Annotated in this window: 15 protein-coding genes and 1 pseudogene; all 16 read right to left on the bottom strand. The window is 34.9% G+C overall.

The genetic code is table 11. From position 1 onward, the window contains the following. Nucleotides 1-90: 90 nt before the first annotated feature. Nucleotides 91-1,296 carry a DegT/DnrJ/EryC1/StrS family aminotransferase gene (locus AAEY78_RS08490; protein WP_352338922.1) on the bottom strand — a complete coding sequence of 402 codons (1,206 nt, stop codon included), beginning with the start codon at nt 1,294-1,296 and terminating at the stop codon, nt 91-93. 111 nt (nt 1,297-1,407) lie between these two features. Further along, on the bottom strand, nt 1,408-2,064 hold the full coding sequence (locus AAEY78_RS08485; protein WP_352338921.1) for a NeuD/PglB/VioB family sugar acetyltransferase: 657 nt from the start codon (nt 2,062-2,064) through the stop codon (nt 1,408-1,410). A gap of 5 nt (nt 2,065-2,069) precedes the next feature. After that, nucleotides 2,070-2,663, bottom strand: a complete 594-nt coding sequence (locus AAEY78_RS08480) for a sugar transferase (RefSeq protein WP_352338920.1) — start codon at nt 2,661-2,663, stop codon at nt 2,070-2,072. Next, nucleotides 2,664-3,794: a glycosyltransferase family 4 protein gene (locus AAEY78_RS08475; protein WP_352338919.1), complete on the bottom strand. Its 1,131-nt coding sequence runs from the start codon at nt 3,792-3,794 to the stop codon at nt 2,664-2,666. Nucleotides 3,795-3,804: 10 nt separating this feature from the next. Next, nucleotides 3,805-4,872, bottom strand: coding sequence for a hypothetical protein (locus AAEY78_RS08470; protein ID WP_352338918.1), 1,068 nt, complete (start codon nt 4,870-4,872; stop codon nt 3,805-3,807). A 4-nt stretch (nt 4,873-4,876) separates the two neighbouring features. Beyond that, nucleotides 4,877-5,950 carry a glycosyltransferase gene (locus AAEY78_RS08465; RefSeq protein ID WP_352338917.1) on the bottom strand — a complete coding sequence of 358 codons (1,074 nt, stop codon included), beginning with the start codon at nt 5,948-5,950 and terminating at the stop codon, nt 4,877-4,879. Nucleotides 5,951-6,161: 211 nt separating this feature from the next. After that, nucleotides 6,162-7,118: a glycosyltransferase family 2 protein gene (locus tag AAEY78_RS08460; RefSeq protein ID WP_352338916.1), complete on the bottom strand. Its 957-nt coding sequence runs from the start codon at nt 7,116-7,118 to the stop codon at nt 6,162-6,164. After that, complete coding sequence (locus AAEY78_RS08455; RefSeq protein ID WP_352338915.1) at nt 7,115-8,626, bottom strand: lipopolysaccharide biosynthesis protein; 1,512 nt, start codon at nt 8,624-8,626, stop codon at nt 7,115-7,117. The genes AAEY78_RS08460 and AAEY78_RS08455 overlap by 4 nt, the downstream gene beginning before the upstream one ends. Further along, on the bottom strand, nt 8,627-9,190 hold the full coding sequence (locus AAEY78_RS08450; RefSeq protein ID WP_352338914.1) for a GNAT family N-acetyltransferase: 564 nt from the start codon (nt 9,188-9,190) through the stop codon (nt 8,627-8,629). It abuts the gene before it with no gap. Next, entirely contained in the window at nt 9,187-10,170 is a 984-nt protein-coding gene (locus tag AAEY78_RS08445) for a hypothetical protein (protein WP_352338913.1), read from the bottom strand. Before AAEY78_RS08445 ends, AAEY78_RS08450 begins: the two co-directional genes overlap by 4 nt. Then, nucleotides 10,154-11,350 (bottom strand): ATP-grasp domain-containing protein, encoded by a 1,197-nt coding sequence (locus AAEY78_RS08440; protein ID WP_352338912.1) that lies wholly within the window; start codon nt 11,348-11,350, stop codon nt 10,154-10,156. The genes AAEY78_RS08445 and AAEY78_RS08440 overlap by 17 nt, the downstream gene beginning before the upstream one ends. Then, complete coding sequence (locus tag AAEY78_RS08435) at nt 11,347-12,453, bottom strand: DegT/DnrJ/EryC1/StrS family aminotransferase (RefSeq protein ID WP_352338911.1); 1,107 nt, start codon at nt 12,451-12,453, stop codon at nt 11,347-11,349. The genes AAEY78_RS08440 and AAEY78_RS08435 overlap by 4 nt, the downstream gene beginning before the upstream one ends. Next, on the bottom strand, nt 12,450-13,328 hold the full coding sequence (gene rfbA, locus AAEY78_RS08430) for a glucose-1-phosphate thymidylyltransferase RfbA (RefSeq protein WP_352338910.1): 879 nt from the start codon (nt 13,326-13,328) through the stop codon (nt 12,450-12,452). Before rfbA ends, AAEY78_RS08435 begins: the two co-directional genes overlap by 4 nt. Further along, a complete protein-coding gene (gene rfbB / locus AAEY78_RS08425; RefSeq protein WP_352338909.1) occupies nt 13,325-14,386 on the bottom strand; it encodes a dTDP-glucose 4,6-dehydratase in 1,062 nt (353 codons plus the stop codon). The genes rfbA and rfbB overlap by 4 nt, the downstream gene beginning before the upstream one ends. A 56-nt stretch (nt 14,387-14,442) precedes the next feature. Continuing rightward, nucleotides 14,443-16,431, bottom strand: a complete 1,989-nt coding sequence (locus AAEY78_RS08420; RefSeq protein WP_352338908.1) for a polysaccharide biosynthesis protein — start codon at nt 16,429-16,431, stop codon at nt 14,443-14,445. A gap of 30 nt (nt 16,432-16,461) precedes the next feature. Beyond that, a pseudogene (locus AAEY78_RS08415) lies at nt 16,462-17,319 on the bottom strand (polysaccharide biosynthesis tyrosine autokinase); the annotation flags it as partial. Nucleotides 17,320-17,398 lie beyond the last annotated feature (79 nt).

Genomic DNA, 17,398 nt, shown 5'->3' with positions numbered 1-17,398 from the left:
TACCGAATCACTTGCATAATAGACACTTGCTTAATGACAACCTGAAACTGCTTGACAGATTTTTTATGCTTATCTAGATAACTTTTTTGCTCACTTAGGACGGTCTAACTTAGCAAATATCGTGTGGATTGCCGCCACTGTTTGGCTAATTTCTGTTGCCGTCAACGTAGGATGTACCAAGAACATCAAGCTGGTTTCTCCCAACTGTTTGGCAACAGGCAGTCTTTGTACAGGGCGCAATCCAGTATCATCAAATGCTTTTTCTAAATAGACTTCAGATGCAGAACCAGAATAGCATGGAATACCCAGTTGATTTATCTCATCAATAATTCGATCTCGTGACCAACCCTCTGGCAAATGGTCAGGCTGGACATAAACATACAGCTTATAATATGCATGCTGACAATCGGCAAATTGTGCTGCTTTCTCGAGTTGTGGTACTAATAAATAGCCTTTACTTGCCCACTGCTCACAAGCCTGTAAAATTGCATGTGCGTTAGCAGTGCGCTTGGCAGTCCAATCACTCATGCGCTTTAGCTGAATACGTCCGATAACCCCTTGCATCTCAAGCATACGCCAATTGGTACCAAAGCTTTCATGCAGCCAGCGATAGCCGGGTGGATGTTCTGTCTCATAAACCGCAGCATAACTCTTACCATGATCTTTGTATGCCCACATTTTGCGCCAAAGCTGCTCGTCATTAGTAGTGACCATACCGCCTTCACCGCCCGTGGTCATGATCTTGTCTTGACAAAAGCTCCATGCACTAATGTGTCCGATACTGCCAACGCTACGCCCTTTGTACTTAGCACCATGCGCCTGTGCACAGTCTTCGATCACATATAAACTATGCTCATCTGCCAGCGCCATCATGGCATCCATATCACACGGCCAGCCGGCTAAGTGCACACAGATAATTGCTTTTGTCTTATTGGTCAAGACCGCTTTAATAGATTCAGCCGTAATATTACCGGTCGCCGCATCAATATCAGCGAAAACAGGCGTCGCGCCTGCATTAACGACACAAGAAATACTGGCGATAAAGGTGCGCGGTGTCACAATCACCTCGTCACCCACACCGATATCAAGCGCTTGTAATGCCACATCTAATGCTAATGTACCATTGCTTAACGCGATGGCATATTTACTATCTGCCCATGCTGCAAACTCTTTTTCAAACTCACGGCATTCCTGCCCAGTCCAGTAATTTACTTTATTAGATAATAACACTTGACTGACCGCATCTGCTTCAATTTGAGTGAAGCTTGGCCAAGGTGAAAACTTAGTATTTAGCATAGATGCCTCAATAGTGATTGCTAGCGCTTATTGATGTAAAGTAGCTCATTGATTTAAAAAATATTAGAAATAAAAAATAAAATCTACCCAAAATAAAACATACAGTCTCATTTAAGATTTAAGTAGTAAACGTGCTGGATTACCCACAACTACTGCACCAGCTGGCACATCTTTAGTTACCACAGCACCCATACCAATAATAGCGCCAGTGCCAATAATCAACGGCTTATCTAACGTACCTTGTTTAATAACCGCGCCTGCACCGACGTAAACATGGTCATGGATGTGGATATTGCCATTACAACTCACTCGTGGAGCAAAAGTTACATAATTGCCAATGATACAATCGTGTTCAACGTAGCTATATAAATTGGCATGAAAACATTTACCAATGGTCACATTTGCACCAATGGTGACAAACGGACTCAGCGCTGCTCCTTCAGATATCATTACTTCATCCATGATAACAGTAGAAGTAGCTTGAACCTGCCATAATAAAATACCATCTTTTTCCAATTTATCAGCGATCTTTTCGCGAATACTACTGCTAGCAATGGCTATTAGAACTCTTTTACGAGCATAGGCTAATTTTTTGAACGCATTATAATTCATAGCAATAGATCTGTTTACAATCGTATTATGCTGTAATGCATCATCAATAAATATGACTTGGCTATTATTATACAAACTTTTTAACTGCTCTCGCGCTATTGGCATTAAGCTTCGACCACAGCCTGATACACCATATACAGCAAATATCTCATTCATTGAACTTACCTACTTCCAGTGAACTTACTCATTGTTGCTTCACCATCAGCACTAATACCATCTTTTATCAGCACTTTTTTTACTGTTTTAAATAAAATCTTAATATCAAGCCACAGTGATTGATTGTCAACATACCAAGTATCTAACGCGAACTTCTCATCCCAACCAATCGCGTTACGACCATTAACCTGAGCATAGCCTGTGATACCTGGGCGCACCTGATGACGGCGCTTTTGTTCGTCATTATAGAGTGGCATATATTCCATTAATAATGGACGTGGACCCACGAGACTCATATCACCCTTAATCACGTTCCATAACTCTGGTAATTCATCGAGACTGGTATTACGCAGAGTTTTACCAAAATCGGTCAAACGCTCGCTATCAGGTAGTGGGTTGCCATCACTATCTGTAGCATCTTTCATAGAACGAAATTTAAACATCTCAAACGGCTTACCTGCTAAACCGGGGCGAGTTTGACGAAATAATACTGGCGAGCCTAAATTTTTTTTAACCTTATAAGCAGTTATTGCGTATACAGGTGATAAAATTACTAAAGCAGCAGTAGTCGCTGTGATATCGAAAAGGCGCTTGATCATTTATAAACCCAATATATTTATTAATCTTTTATTAACGTTATCAGCATCAAATTTATCTTGAGCAATTTTATAGCTTTCTTGACCCATTATTGTAATCTGCTCAGGATGCTCTATAAAATAAATCATTTTTTCTGCTAATGCTTGAGGGTTCCATTTCTCGACTAGAAAACCATTCACACCATCAATTACTGTTTCTCGACAACCGGGAACATCTGTAGTTATAATAGCCCGTCCTATCGCCATCGCTTCTTGAGTGCTTCGTGGTACTCCTTCACGATACGAAGGTAATACGAATACATGACTCTCTGCAATCCATTTCTGAACATTATCGACCTGACCAGGATAATTAATAATATTTAAGGATATTAATTTATCTAGTTCTGACTCTTGCAAAGCACCTAAACTAGAATAATCTCTTGAACCTAGAATGGTAAACACTGTGTCAGGATATTTTTCTTTCACTAATTTTGCAGCAGCAACAAAATCATGGATGCCTTTTTCTTTTAGCAAACGACCGATAAATAGAAAATTAATTAGTAACTTAGGATCAGTGATAGGCTGATACTTATAGTCTTCAAAATTTAATCCTATACCACCTAATACTTCTACCTTATTTACATTTATCAAATAAGTATCTAATAAATCTGCTGGATCATCGGGGTTTAAGAAAATCAAAGTATGTAGTTGCGGTAGAGCAATTTTATACAATGCTACTTGAACTCTTCTGATCAATACTGTCTTTCTATTGAAACCCCCAGGCTGCTCAGTAAAAGTATGCCCAAGTCCCTCCAACATACCTATAATTTTTGGTACTTTTGCAATTTTTGCTGCTAACGTTCCGAATATCACAGGTTTTGAAAAATAAGATAATACTATATCTGGACCTATCTCTTTAATTTTTCTCGATAGTAAGTATGTCGAAGTAATATCTGAAAAAGGGTTTAAACCACCTCGTTGTAAGTTATAGGTCACTGGAATAGCTCCTATAGCTTGTATTTTTCTAAGGTCATCTTCATTATATTCTGATGTGAAAGCATATACTTCATGTTTTTTCCGCAAAAGGTCAGCGATCAAATCTTTGCGGAAACCTAAAAAACTACTAGCCACTGTACCTATTATAATAAATTTCATTATATTTGACCTATGATAATTTTAAAGATAGCCTCTTAAGCTTTAGAATATAGAAAAAGCATATATATATAACAAGATAGTTATAAATCCTTAACCTTACCGCTGTACCTAAATTATCATTGCCAATTAACCAAATACTTGCATATAAAACAAAAAAAACTATCAAAAACCTTAAAAAATTATTTGCAAATTTGATATTTCTAACAATATATATTAACATAAATAAAAATGGAATTGTTTCAATTAAAAATACAGCAAGAGCTGAAGTATTTGTAATAAAAAATCCAAATAATTGTCCTAAAATACTAGCAATAAAGTTAGGAATAAACAGAATAGGATTAGAGAAATCCAATCCCAATGTCGACCCCGCTTCATTTTCTTCAAAACCTGCACGATATTCAGTGAGATTATCGAATATACCGATATAATTAGCAAAAAACAATGTTATTAAATATGAAAAAGATAAAAGTATTAATCGCTTTTTAGTGAACCGAATATTCCACAATAGCAATGCACCAATAAAAGCTATACCAAGATAGGGTCTGAATTTTGTTAAAATCCAGCCGATGGCTATTGCTATAAGAAATAAAAAGATAGCTTTTGATAAACTTGAACTAGCTAAGCAACTCTTAACAACCATACAGCCTATCAAAAAAACTAATACCATGAAGACATCTCGATAGATGTCAAAAGTAAAAAAATATAATGAAGGATAAATCAGACACAATAAGAAAATATATAAATAATATTTCTGCTCTTTATTAAATCCTATATCAGCTAAACTTGCTATCATGATAGGAATGAATAAGATATTAGCTATCAGAAATATATAAGGAATAAACTCGCGTGAATATATACCAATATTATTCATATAACGGAGAATTACAGGCCATATATTCACTGCAACATCTAACTTTCCTAATGTATAATCATTATAATAGTCAGCATCACTTCCTCCTCCTAAACTAAAATTAATCAATTCATTCCGGACAGCAATAAATAATATTATTTTAAAAAAAATTAATATTATTATTAATAGTAATAATGATTTGTTTGAAACTCTTTTTAAAATAAACATATAATTATTTACTTTTATAAATATCAATCCATTGATTATAAATAATATCTATATCAAAATTATTTTTAATATAGCTTCCGGCTAGTTTGTTTCTATCCTCACATTGTAAAGAAATGAAGATTTGTTCCGCTAAAGTTTTATATTCGTTTATTGGAACAATTTTACCGTAATCACTAATTATCTCTCTAGCACCACTGACGTCTGTAGAAACCACATGAGACTGGCATGCTAAAGCTTCAATAAGTACAGTAGGCAGTCCCTCATAATCTGATGATAGGACAAATACATCGCATGCACTCATCAAAGTTGATATATCATTCCTTATCCCTAACAACTTGACATCATCACTCAAATCAAACTCTAAAATTATTTTTTCTAATGTACTTTTAAGCTCCCCATCGCCTGCAATTAGTAAAATAAAGTCCAAAGCGTTATTTTCCTTTAAATACTTAATAGCTCTTAATAGATTAGGATAGTTTTTCTGTATATTAAATCTTCCTACGGCCAAGATTATTTTTTCTTCATTCAAACCTAATTCAGCAACTATTTTTTTCCTTGCTTCGGGTTGATACTTAAAATTATTGAAATTAACTCCATTATATACTGTCCGCATGCCATTTTTAGGAACTGCATTCTTAGCCTCGAAAGCGCTAACTGCAGTATTACTAACATTAGTAGTTACATCTGCTAGGTGATGTGTTGCTCTATAAAGCAACATACGAATAATTCCACCTTCGTTACTATTGTGTGCAGTATTTATCAATTTTTTTACAGGTGATAATATTTTAATTAAACGAGTTATTATGTTTGCATGTACCATGTGTGCATGAACAATATCTGGATTATAATCTTTTATTAATCTTGATAAAGAAACATATGCAAATAAAAAAGTACTAATGCTATTTAAGTTTAGTTTTATAAGTTCTATTTTTTCATTGACAGGGCGAGTTAAGATATCTCCTGTTAAATAAGCTATTTTTACTATATTTCCTTTCTCATACATTTTGTCAGCCAGATCACAAACAACACGCTCAGCACCACCTTTTCCTAAACCTGTAATGACATATAGTATTTTCATAATAACCTTATAAGATATTTATATATTTATTCAGAATACCGCTGTCTAATAACTTTAAAAGAGCATTACTGCTTGTAACTATATATAAAAGAGAAATATTATTTTTTGATATAGATAACTTTATGGTATTTAAGATATTTATTCTTTTAAAACTACTCTATTTATATAAACAACCTATTGGAAATAATAGGTTATTTATATTTATTATATACTATAACCCTCTAACTTTCTTTCTGAAGGAGCATAATAAAAAGAATGTAGATGGGAAAAACGTGCCAACTTTAAAAACCTTTTGTTTTATACCTATGCTGCCTTGTTTATAAGACTTATTAACATATAGTTTGTATAAACTAATATCTTTATCGTATATAGCGTAAAGATAAGCACATTGTAACATCGCTAAAGAGTATAACTCTTTTATTGCAGCTAACTTTAGTTTATCTTCTTGATATATAATTAAGCCTTTTTCAAATACCCTCTCAAGGCCCAGAGGCAAGATTTTATTTACCTTCTTCCCTTCACAGCTTATACCGCTTTCAACTCGATATACTCCAAGTGGTTTTCCAATATGATATATATCTCCATCTTCTAAATTAGCTACGTGGATATCAATATCCAAAATATAAGGTTCAGACAATAATTTATCCCAAAAATCCGAATCATATTTATTTTTAAACATTTTCGATGAATGAGCAAAAAATGGCAATTTCATATATAAATCAAATAAATCGTATTTTCCTTCCGCATATGACCAATTCCCTATTTTAAAAACTCCATTCTTATTACTTCTTTTCATATCATGACTACATACATTACAATCTAAATTTGATTCTAATACATCAAATTGTTTTTGTAATTTTTCCGGTAGAGCTGAATCATCTCCATCTATATGTGCAATATATTTGCCTTTAGCCTTTTTGTAAACTTGTTTAACATTTTCTACTGGTCCTACATTTCTTTCATGAAAAATCGGTACAATTAATTTAGGATATTTTTCTATATACTCTTTGACGATAGCACGAGTATTATCAGTAGAACAATCTTCCCCAATAATTATTTCAAATTTAAAATCAGTTTCTTGATTTATTATACTATCTAAACATTCAGAAATATAATCTTCTTGGTTATAAGTAATAATACAGACTGAAACCTGAATATCGTTATTCATATGATCCTCTTTGAAAATCTTATTTTTATGAAATCAAGAACTCGAAAAGAACTTAATACTGCAATCAATAAACTACAAGTACTCACTAAAATAATTTTTAATAAAATTATGGAACGATCACCTGAATACTCTATCCATCGAGTTGTTAATAAAATAAAGATAGAAACTGTAATTAAACTAGGCAAAAAAGTCTTAAACCAGATTAAGTTAATATTAGGTTCAATTTTCGCATGAACATAGCTTACCCAAAATACTAAATATATTAGTTGTGTTAAAAACCATACCCACCCTGCTCCTATTGAGCCATAGTTCGTTGCTGCCCAAATTATAGTAGGCACCAATATAATTACGCTTATAATATTACCAACAAGATGGTAAAACAAATTACCCTTTGCATATTGTAAATAGTAAGGAAAGGCAGATAGTGCTAATAGAGCATTGCCTAGTGCATATAACCTCAAGACAGGTGTTGCTTGGATTGCTAATGTCATATCTCCAGTCCAAGCGTATAGTACTGGTTTAGCTACACCTGCTAGTACTATACCCGCGGTAACAACTATAACAGCAATAAATTGAGTAGCGTTCAAATAAATCTGACGCATTTGTTCATGTTGGTTTTCGGCCACTAAACGCGCCATACGAGGCATAATTGGTGCGCTGATTGGGGCACTAAGCTGTAATATACCACCTGCTACTAGCACCGCTAATGTAAAATATCCATAATCAGATAAAGATAAAATTCCTGATAGTACAAACTTATCTAGCTGAGTGAATAACACCCAAACAGAAGAAGTGAAAGCTATAGTCAAGGCGAAACTCAATACAGGCTTAATTGGCTTTAAAGACCATCCTATTAGGTGGTTTACTTCAACTTTAGGCAATAGCAGTAAGGTTTTTATTGCTAAAAGTAAAAATTCTAATACAGCTATAAAAAACTGAAATATAAAAAAACTCCTAACGGTAAAGCCAAAGTAGTGCATATACAGTAATACGCCAGGAAACCTTAAAGTAGCGATGATGCTATTGACAACACTTAACCATACGATTTGCTCAAACCCAGAAATGACACCACGATATAAACCAGTCATCCATCTTAAAGATACACATATAGCCATAATCTGGAGACAAAAAAGGACATCCTGTATATTTAAAGACTCTAATTTCAGCCAGTTTTGTGCGATATATTCATTTAGTGAAAATAAGGCGCCACCTCCTACTACGGCAATTACTATAAATATTGAACTTAAAGCCCTAAATAGTTTTCTGAAATTTAAAGCTGTTTCTACACCAGCGTTATATTGTGCTGTTTGCCGACTAATGGTAGGAGTCAAGCCAAAGTCAAGTAAACTAAACAAGCCTTGTAACATGGCAAAAAAACCTACCAATCCGTAAGCTTCTGCGCCCATATATTTAATATATACAGGTAATATTGCGATACTAATAACAATTAAATAAACTTGACTAACATAGCTAGCTATAACATTAGTTCTTAAAGAGGTTATTATCACTTAGCTATTCCAATAATCATTTTTCTTCATATTTTCATTGTAGTGCTGATGAGTAATACCAATCAAAACTTGATCGTGATACTCTCCATTGCGGTAAATTGCTTCAGCTTTTTTACCTTCAACCTTCCATTGGCATTTTTTGGTATATAGCCCAATAGATCTATGATTATAGTCTATAATATCGGCACTCAAACGGTTTAAACCTAGCTCTTTAAATGCATATCTCATAATAGTCATGACAGCATCTAAAGCATAGCCCTTACCTCTAGTCTCAACATTACCAAGCATAATACCATGAGTTGCATCTCTATTTTTCCAATCAATATTTGCTAGACTTATTGTACCAATTAATCCAATATCTTTAACTTCTATAGCAAAATTTTGATACTTCATGCTATTGTTTTCTAAATTTCTGATGTATGACTCAGTACTCTGACGAGAATATGGGAAATGCCACCCCCCTAAATGATTCCAGATTTCAGGAGAGTTTGCCCACTCTGCTAAAAGATCTAAATCATCGATGCCTATCGCTCTTAATGTAACTACTTTACCTTCAATATTCATTGTATATGCTCTTTTATTTTACTTATTTGGAGTTCCATTTCTTTTTGAGAATACCTTTGATCACAAACTAGATGAGTAGTATTAAAAATGAAACCATATTCAAAACTATCAACCGCTACTCTTTTTAAACTATCTAACCAATATGTAGGTGTGAAAATTTTGTTCTTTATCAAATAGCTGGAAATATTAGTATCTAATAACAATGGGTATGTTAAAGGAGATTCTATCTTATCGATGTCTACATGTAATTTATTTATGATACCGAACTGAGAATGCAAGAGTTTAAAATTTTCCAATCTTGTTGTTTTAATACTTTCATAATCAAAGCAATTTATTAATTCTTCAGTTATTTGTGATATTTTTTTGGGTCTACAATCGGTAAATAGCATCTCATTTCTTTTAAAGCCTTCATACCCATCGCTTGTATTAGATAATAGGCTAGTGAAGCAATGATGATACTGTTGAATCATCTCTTCTTTATCTCTATTAATATAATTCGGTGTAGTAATTGCTTTGGTTACGAGTAACCCACCTTCAGCTATCGGCAAAATTTTTCTTGGAGAGTATAAGGTGGCAAAACATTCAAAAGGAGTGACAAAAAAAGCTTGTGAATGATCAAAAATTATCTTTTCATTAGGATATTTACTAAGTAACTCTTGCTGTACAGAAGTGCATAGCCCAAAATAATTAACATAAAATAGATATTCATTTTCTTTTAAACGATTAGGTATTATCGGATAAAAAGATTCATCGATGTTATAGTATTGAACATTTATATTCAATATTAATAACGGCTCAATCATAGTGTCACAAATAAATTTAGGCATCCATATTTTTTTAATATTGTTCTGACTTAATAAATCAAAAAAAGCTGAACGCGCTGAATTATATTTTACTGATTGAATATACGGAAACTGTTCAAGATTTGGAAGACTAAACCCAAAATACCCCCCAATTTCTTTATTATTTGGTAATGACACGAATATCATGCTCCATGTTATCTACCATATCTAACATTGTGCTCATATCAGGATATTCTAAAATCATCATACCTAATGTATCATGAGAACCACTATACATTTTGACTTGATCATTTGATGCAGCATATATATTCTGTTCAACTATCATTTTTTGTGCACGTTTAGAAACGCTCAACTCTTTAAATATTCCATCTGTAAAACTATGTACCATATAACTTGACCAAAAACCATTTACGGGCTTCTGTTGTATATAACTACAATTTAAGCCTAAAGCAGCATCAACAGTTGCCTTAATTAAATCAATGTCTGTTGAATAACGAATAACTTCTGGAATCAAGCACCCACCATTTCTCGGCCCCAGCTCTAAAAAATAAAACTCACCCGCTTCGGAAAATAAAAAATCAAAATTTAATGCCCCTATTTTCATATTTAATAAATCTAGGAGACGTTGTGTCTCTTCGTAGGCTACTTTAAGTAGATTTTGTGAATGAGAAGTGGGAAAAGTTTGTCCAATAGGAACCAATCCATTACAAAGCTTATCGAAATGCTCATCTGCCCAACAATGAAAAGCTAACTGTCCATTTAGAATGAATCCATCACCGGCAACTTGATAACCTTGCTTGACAATTTTTTCTTCTATCACAACTTTTTTCTCACGAGAAAAAGCTAATGCGTGTTTAAAAGCAGCTTCTAATTGATCTTTAGAAGTAATTTCTGTAATCCCTTTACTACCCGATGAATCTACAGGTTTAATAAAAGCTGGAACATCTATTTTATCTAACCATTCTAATGCGCTATTTAAATCATAAAAAGATTCTGACTTTGGTACATTAAATTTATGCTGTTTCAAAAAAGCACGAAATAAATCTTTACGTGCCAACGTGAGTACAGAATCATATGGATTACCTGGTAATCCCATCTTTTCAGCTACATAGGCAGCGGTTGGCGCAGCAGGGTCTGAAGCATAAGCAACAATACCATCTATCTTCAACTTTTGAGCAAGCTGTAAAACAGCTTCCTTATTAGTCGTTGAGACATTATAAGATTCATCTGCTAGTTGATGCCCCGGATTTTCTGGTAAATAATCACACGTAATGACATAATGATCTTGGGATTTTGCGTACTTAATTGGAGGAACTTGAGAAGGGGCAGCTCCTAAAAAAAGAATTCTCTTGTTCATAATGCAGTCTCACTCTTAATTATTTGTACAATTTTTTGAATATCATTATCCGTTAAATCTGGATACATAGGTAAACAAAGCACTTGTTCGGACAATAGCTTGGCATTTGGCGTATCTGATTTATAACTCTTATAAACACTTAACTCATTCATCAAAGGATAAAAATATTTACGTGCAAAAACATCATGTTGCTTGAATTTTTCAAACAGCTCATTTCGGCTTAATGGATAAGGTTCGCTAACAACAATAGGAAAATATGCATAGTTATCTTTTTCGACCTTCAGCCGTTCAATACAGCGTATTCCTTCAATATTAGCTAGCAGCTCCCGATAATAGTCGTCAACTTTACCTCGATTTTGTAGTGTTTGATTCATAGTTTTTAATTGCAGCAAACCTAATGCTGCATGAATCTCACTGAGCTTCCCATTAAGTGATATATCGTTAACAGACGTTTCATCAACAATGCCAAAATTCTTTAATTGATCAATACGCTGTTTCATCTCTAAACTATGACAAACGACCGCTCCACCTTCAAACGTGTTAAATACTTTCGTTGCATGAAAACTAATAGTACTTAAGTCACCATAATTTAATAAACTTTGTCCATTATATTCGACTCCAAAAGCATGAGCAGCGTCATAGATAAGCTTTAGCTTATGTTTTGTTGCAAGAACTTGTAAACCTTCTACATCGCAAGGAATTCCATAACAATGAACAGGTAAGATAGCCACTGTCTTTTCTGTAATCGCTTGTCCCACTTGCTGAACATCAATATTTGACGTTATTGGATCAATATCTACAAAAACAGGCGTGAACTTATTCCAAACGATAGAATGGGCAGTCGCTACGAAGGTATAAGGCGTAGTAATTACCTCACCTTCTTCTAAATTCAAAGCTTGTAGTGCTGTTATTAGCGCAATTGTCCCGTTATTAAATAATGAAATATAATCTACGCACAAATATTTACATAACTCTTGCTCTAATTGTTGGTGTAATGGACCACCATTAGTTAATATTTTATTTTCCCAAATTTGCTCTAAATAAGGAATAAAATCTTTCAGCTCAGGTAATACGGGTTGCGTGACATAAATAGGTTTACTCATATAGAATCATCCGCCAAAGATATTAAATACTGTCCATAACTGTTCTTACTCATACTTTGACCAATTTTTATGACTTCTTCAGGACTTAACCAGCCATTGTTGAGCGCAATCTCTTCTAAACAGGCCACTTTATAGCCTTGACGCTTCTCTATAGTCTCAACAAATTGTGCGGCCTCTAATAAGCTTTCATGCGTGCCGGTATCAAGCCAAGCAAATCCGCGCCCTAAAAGCTCTACATTCAAGTCACCACGTTCTAGATACATCTGATTGACAGTAGTGATTTCAAGCTCACCGCGTTCAGAGGGTTTAACCTCTTTGGCAATTTGGATAACATCGTTATCGTAAAAATAAAGACCAGTAACGGCAAAATGTGATTTAGGATACGCAGGTTTTTCTTCTAATGAAATCGCCCGCTTATGTTCATCAAACTCAACCACGCCGAAACGCTCAGGGTCTTTAACCTGATAACCGAAGACGGTTGCGCCTTTTTGGCGAGATATGGCTTGACGTAACAAGGGTGTAAACCCTTGACCGTAAAAGATATTATCGCCCAATACTAGACAGACGTTACTGTCGCCAATGAAGTCTTCACCAATAATAAAAGCTTGTGCTAGGCCATCTGGACTTGGCTGTACAGCATAAGTCAGATGGATGCCTAGCTTAGAGCCGTCACCAAGTAAACGCTTAAAGCCATCAATATCATCCGGTGTGCTGATGATCAATATATCTTGAATACCAGCCAACATCAATACCGATAATGGATAATAGATCATCGGTTTATCATAAATAGGTAGCAGCTGCTTTGACACACCTTTAGTCAGCGGATAGAGGCGTGTTCCTGAGCCACCTGCTAGAATAATACCTTTAGTCGTCATAGTACTTCTGCTCCTAAGCGTTCGCGTTGATAACTACCATCTTGTACACGGTGACACCACTCTAAATTGTCTAAATACCACTCAACTGTTTTACGAATACCTGTCTCAAACGTTTCATCTGGCGTCCAACCTAAATTGTTTTTTATTTTGCTGGCATCAATAGCATAACGTAGATCATGACCTGGACGATCTTTAACAAAAGTAATTAAGCTATCATATGGCGTGGCATTCGCTTGAGGCTTTATGTCATCTAAAATTTTACAAATGGTTCTGACCACATCAATATTCTGCTTTTCATTATGCCCGCCAATATTATAGGTCTCACCTATATTACCTTCCGTCACCACTTTATATAATGCGCGTGCATGATCTTCAACATAAAGCCAGTCACGGATTTGGTTTCCTGTCCCATAAACGGGTAAGGCTTTACCTTCAAGCGCATTTAGAATCACGAGTGGTATAAGCTTTTCTGGGAAATGATAAGGACCGTAATTATTCGAGCAATTGGTAATAATAACGGGGAAACCATATGTTCGATGCCATGCCCGCACGAGATGATCAGAGCTGGCTTTACTAGCAGAATAAGGAGAGCTTGGGGCATAAGCCGTTGATTCAGTAAATAAATCCGTAGTACCTTCTAAATCACCATACACCTCATCCGTTGAAATATGATGAAATCTAAAGTTAGATTTTTCGCTATCATTCAGCTTCTGCCAATACTGACGTGCCGCTTCTAATAGCGTATAAGTGCCTACAATATTGGTGGTAATAAATTCAGCAGGACCATCAATAGAGCGATCAACATGAGATTCGGCGGCAAGATGCATAATAAGATGCGGCTGAAAATCTGCAAATGCTTGTTTTAATGCTTCTGCATCACAAATATCAATTTGATTAAACTGATATCGATTGTTGTTTTCTATCTCTTTTAATGATTCAAGATTTCCTGCATACGTCAATTTATCAATATTTAAAACATGATGATTCGTATTTTTTATAATATGACGTACCACTGCTGAGCCGATAAATCCTGCCCCGCCTGTAATCAAAATATTCATAATGTTCCTATATAATTATTAATACGATCTTAAAGCTATTTATACAGCAAATAAAATCATGATTTCGGCGTTTGAGTATTATCTTGATATCCTTCTACAAAATAATGAAATTGATTTTTCAACCATTCAACATCATGTTGTTCTGCTTTTTGTGACAGTCTATTAAGTGTTTGCTCAACCTCATCTAATGGGAATCTATGCTCCATTGCCTGCATAATCAATGGATGATGAGTATCTTTAACGTTATCTTCACCGATAATAAGCTCTTCATAAAGCTTTTCACCTGGTCTCAGTCCTGTGAAAATGATTTCAATATCACCATTCGGATGCTCTGTATCTTTTGTCTCACAACCACTTAAATGAATCATACGGCGAGCTAGATCAACAATCTTGACTGGCTTACCCATATCAAGAACGAAAACTTCTCCACCAGATGCCATCGCTCCAGCTTGAATCACTAAATTTGCGGCTTCTGGTATCGTCATAAAATAACGCGTGACATCAGGATGAGTGACAGTAATAGGACGACCCTGCTCAATTTGTTTAGTAAATACAGGCACAACAGAACCCGATGAACCAAGAACGTTGCCAAAACGTACCATACTAATACAGGTTTGATGAGCTAATGGGTTAGTTTTAAGCTCATAGCTAAGCCCCTGGCAAACCAATTCTGCTATACGCTTAGATGCTCCCATCACATTTGTTGGTCTTACTGCTTTGTCCGTTGAGATAAGTACAAAGGTATCTACGTTTGCTTGAATAGCGGCCCGGGCGCAGTGATAAGTACCTTTACTATTATTGATTACCCCTTCAAAAGGGTTATGCTCAACTAATGGCACATGTTTATAAGCGGCAGCGTGGTAAACCGTTTGTATATGATGGCGTTTAAGAATTTTAATCAGGTTCACTTCATTGGTCACATTACCAATAACGGCTACAATTTCGATATTTTGATATTCGGAACTCGATGCTTGTTTTGCCAGCAGTTCCTGATGGATACTATATAGAGCATATTCAGACAACTCATAAAGTACCAAACAAACTGGTTTGTTTTTAATAATTTGCCGACAAAGCTCACTACCAATAGAACCACCAGCGCCTGTTACCAAAACGCTTTTGCTCATAATGTTTTTCTGCAATAAGGACTCATTAGGCTCAACGGTTTGCCTATCTAGCACATCCAAGATATCTATCTTACGCATATGACTAACAGTAACTTTGTCATCGGCAATCTCCTGCAAACTTGGTAACTCTTTAATTTTTATGGAGATATCAGCTAGTCTATCAATAATATCCCTCTTTCGAGCACGACTTATTGATGGTACAGCTAGAAATATTTGTGCCACCCCTAAAGTCTCAATCAAAGTAACCAGTTGATCAGTTGCATAAATACGCTTACCTAGTAGATATGCACCCTTTAGCTGAGGGTTATCGTCAATAAAAGCGACTACATTGTATTTATGTGAGTCTCTTAAACCATCAAATAATTCACGTCCTGCCATACCAGCGCCATAAATAACTACATTATCAAAATCCCCACTTTTATTACGTGAAATATGATTACCTTGAAAACGACTTAAAAGCTCTTTAATCGTTAGACGACTATTCCATAACCATATAAAAAATAGAAATAGGTAAAAAATAGGGACAGAGCGTGGAATAATAGGCATCCACTTTACATAAATAATTAACTCATAAACAATAATTAACACAGCAAATAATTGTAAAACACCACGCATTATTGAATCAAAAAACACCCGGGCAACTGCTTTATAAAAACCTATAAGATATAACCCTAAAATGGGCAGGCTTGCATATAATGCTAATGCAACCGGTGTGATATGATTATCGATGTAGCCAAATCTAAGGGCTAACGCAAAGTATAGACAAGCGGCTGCCATAATAAAATCAGCGAAAATCAAAATACCTTGCTTTATAGTTCTTGGTAAAGCCAGTAAACGCTGTACGACTTTATGAAGTGAATTAAACCTATCACTTACAATTTGATTATTATTTTGATCAGTTACCTTCACTTCTACAGTCATCCCAATAGCCCTTAAATCATTTCATTTTGACTATTTATTATCACCATAAGCATAGCTGTAATGATAACTATACTTACTCGTCAAACTTTGTTGGACGTCATTTAAAACGATACCATCAACCTCGATATTTGCTTTGTTAAACTGATTAATAGCATAAACAAGCTGGCCTTCTATCGATTTATCATAACGTGTGACCATCAATACTGTGTCTGCATGACGAGCTAAGATAATCGGGTCAGATGCAGCTAACACAGGTGGGGAATCAATAATAATATAATCATAAAATCCATTTAACTTCGTCATCAAATTATCGAATTTTTCACTAGCTAAAATAGAGGTTGGATTATGTGGATGTTGACCTCTTGGCATAAAATCAATATTATCCAGTGAGGTAGGGTGTATGAAGTTTGAGATATCACCATTCTCTTTCATACCACCGTTTTCTTTTGAGAAATAATCTGCCAATCCATTTTCAAAGCTCAAATTGAATAGATCATGTAACTCACCAAGTCGCATATCCGCATCAATAATAAGAATCTTTTTATTCAGTTGACCAAACACTTCCCCAAGGTTAGCTGAAATAAATGATTTGCCAATACTTGGACTTTCTCCTGATATTAAGATGACTTTAGCCCGCTGGCCTGTTTTTCCTATAGATGGAAGAGCAAACATCAGATGGGTTCTTAGACTTTTAATGGCTTCATAGCTTAGGCTATTGTTATCAGCATAAGCAAGCAATCGTTTAGCATTTTTTTTACTTTTTAGCAGCTTAGATAGCTCTGGCGAACGAGGTATGGTAGCGATAACAGGTACACCTGTTTTTATCTCCAAACGTTCCGGATCCTTAACTACGTTTCTCAACAAATTCTTTATTATGACCAATATTGTTCTGTCAATTCCAACAATAAGTGTCATAATAAGGTCTTATTTTTTTGCCTACAGCATATTATTACCTAAATTAGATGTC

Origin of the sequence: Psychrobacter sp. 16-MNA-CIBAN-0192 (genome assembly GCF_040309565.1) — a bacterium.
GTDB lineage: Bacteria > Pseudomonadota > Gammaproteobacteria > Pseudomonadales > Moraxellaceae > Psychrobacter.
The sequence above is the reverse complement of the archived record's forward strand: the minus strand, read 5'-3'. Positions and strand labels throughout refer to the sequence as shown.

Excerpts from the sequence above, each read along its gene's own strand:
- AAEY78_RS08485 (WP_352338921.1), bottom strand. The coding sequence starts at position 2,064 with ATGAATGAGATATTTGCTGTATATGGTGTATCAGGCTGTGGTCGAAGC.
- AAEY78_RS08450 (WP_352338914.1), bottom strand. The coding sequence starts at position 9,190 with ATGAATATTGAAGGTAAAGTAGTTACATTAAGAGCGATAGGCATCGAT.
- AAEY78_RS08470 (WP_352338918.1), bottom strand. The coding sequence starts at position 4,872 with ATGTTTATTTTAAAAAGAGTTTCAAACAAATCATTATTACTATTAATA.
- AAEY78_RS08435 (WP_352338911.1), bottom strand. The coding sequence starts at position 12,453 with ATGAGTAAACCTATTTATGTCACGCAACCCGTATTACCTGAGCTGAAA.
- rfbA (WP_352338910.1), bottom strand. The coding sequence starts at position 13,328 with ATGACGACTAAAGGTATTATTCTAGCAGGTGGCTCAGGAACACGCCTC.
- AAEY78_RS08490 (WP_352338922.1), bottom strand. The coding sequence starts at position 1,296 with ATGCTAAATACTAAGTTTTCACCTTGGCCAAGCTTCACTCAAATTGAA.
- AAEY78_RS08420 (WP_352338908.1), bottom strand. The coding sequence starts at position 16,431 with ATGACTGTAGAAGTGAAGGTAACTGATCAAAATAATAATCAAATTGTA.
- AAEY78_RS08480 (WP_352338920.1), bottom strand. The coding sequence starts at position 2,663 with ATGATCAAGCGCCTTTTCGATATCACAGCGACTACTGCTGCTTTAGTA.
- AAEY78_RS08475 (WP_352338919.1), bottom strand. The coding sequence starts at position 3,794 with ATGAAATTTATTATAATAGGTACAGTGGCTAGTAGTTTTTTAGGTTTC.
- rfbB (WP_352338909.1), bottom strand. The coding sequence starts at position 14,386 with ATGAATATTTTGATTACAGGCGGGGCAGGATTTATCGGCTCAGCAGTG.
- AAEY78_RS08465 (WP_352338917.1), bottom strand. The coding sequence starts at position 5,950 with ATGAAAATACTATATGTCATTACAGGTTTAGGAAAAGGTGGTGCTGAG.
- AAEY78_RS08460 (WP_352338916.1), bottom strand. The coding sequence starts at position 7,118 with ATGAATAACGATATTCAGGTTTCAGTCTGTATTATTACTTATAACCAA.
- AAEY78_RS08440 (WP_352338912.1), bottom strand. The coding sequence starts at position 11,350 with ATGAACAAGAGAATTCTTTTTTTAGGAGCTGCCCCTTCTCAAGTTCCT.